This window comes from Moorena sp. SIO4E2, from assembly GCF_010671945.1.
Lineage (GTDB): Bacteria > Cyanobacteriota > Cyanobacteriia > Cyanobacteriales > Coleofasciculaceae > Moorena > Moorena producens.
The window spans coordinates 1-1420 of sequence record NZ_JAAHIE010001210.1; the positions used below are offsets into that span (position 1 = coordinate 1).

3 protein-coding genes are annotated in these 1420 nt (G+C 40.7%); all 3 read left to right on the forward strand.

The features are described from left to right. Positions 1–146 (forward strand): hypothetical protein (locus tag F6K37_RS42260; RefSeq protein ID WP_287253032.1); only part of this gene is annotated, 146 nt, incomplete at its 5' end. A 137-nt stretch (positions 147–283) separates the two neighbouring features. Beyond that, positions 284–1090 (forward strand): type I restriction endonuclease, encoded by an 807-nt coding sequence (locus F6K37_RS42265; protein WP_287257201.1) that lies wholly within the window; start codon positions 284–286, stop codon positions 1088–1090. Positions 1091–1258: 168 nt separating this feature from the next. Then, positions 1259–1420: element excision factor XisI family protein (locus F6K37_RS42270; protein WP_287257202.1), on the forward strand; the 162-nt coding region annotated here is incomplete at its 3' end.

Below are 1420 nucleotides of genomic sequence, written 5' to 3' on the forward strand. Positions count from 1 at the left end.
CTCGCACCATGAAGCAAATCGAAATCGAAGATGCTGCTGAAGCAGACAGAATCTTTACTGTACTCATGGGAGACCGGGTTGCTCCTCGCCGCCAATTCATTGAAACCTATGGCGCTCGACTCAATCTAAACGATTTAGATATTTAATTACGTAGGGTGGGCAGTGATTCCTAATAAATTTCGAGCTGGTACTAGGGATTATTGGCACTGCCCACCATCAGAGTCAAATTAATCGTAGGGTGGGCAGTGATTCCTAATAAATTTCGAGCTGGTACTAGAAGTTATTGGCACTGCCCACCATCAGCGTTAAATTAATCGGAAGGTGGGCAGTAATCATACCTTATCCAAACTTTACCATCCGCATTATAATTACTGCCCACCCTACATCTGTTCCTCTTTTATCTTCCCTATTCCCTATTCCCTGCTCCCTACTCCCTGCTCCCTACTCCCTTATAGTAAATCAAGCCATGGTTACCGCAATTCCAGCTAACCAAATTACCCTCTACGATTTAAGAATAAAATTTGGCTTAGAGCGCACCGATGATGAGCAATTCTTTCAGGAGTGGCAAGATGATTTACCAGAACTAACAGAATTAGAAAAAAAAGAGCTAAACGAAATAAAGAAAGACTATCTCCACTTATCAGAGCGTCCAATGGTGGAAACCATTGTTAAAATGGTAGTACTTTCCCCATTATTGAAACTAGCTGGTTTTTATCGTCCTCCCTTTTATCTTACTGCTGAAAAAGTCGTAGAAATTACTTCCGAAGATCAAGAAACAATTATTACAGGAAGACTTGACCTACTGATCTATACTCCTGAATTTTGGGTTTTAGTCATCGAAGCCAAACGAGCCGATTACTCCCTGGAAGTTGGCATCCCCCAAGCACTAAGTTATATGCTAGGGAATCTTGAATCAAAAATACCTGCTTTTGGATTTATCACCAATGGGCCAGATTTTATTTTCCTAAAGCTGAGCAAAGACAATACACCAAAGTATGGTGATTCAGATTCATTTTCTCTTCGGAATAAGACAGGCTTGGAGCAGGTTCTTAAAATCCTAAAGCGCTTTAATCAATTACTTAGGCAATAATCAAGTCCAGTAGGGTGCGTTAGGGACGGGCTCGGACTCATTTTCCGCCTGGTAGTGTTAGGATAGCCCGTCCCGTAACGCACCGCCAGTGTTGGGAATTTTATTATAATAATCCAAATATGGCCAAAGATATTTTCCACAATACAGTTAAAACAGCTTTACAAAAAAATGGATAAATTAGATCAATATCGTCAGATTACCTGCGAATTTTTAGAAAGCTTTGCCAGTTATGATCTCAATGCTCAACTTATCTTTGATAGAGAAAGGGATCGTTATCTGGTTTTCCACAACGAATGGCGTAATGAGTACCGCATCTATGGCTGTGCCATA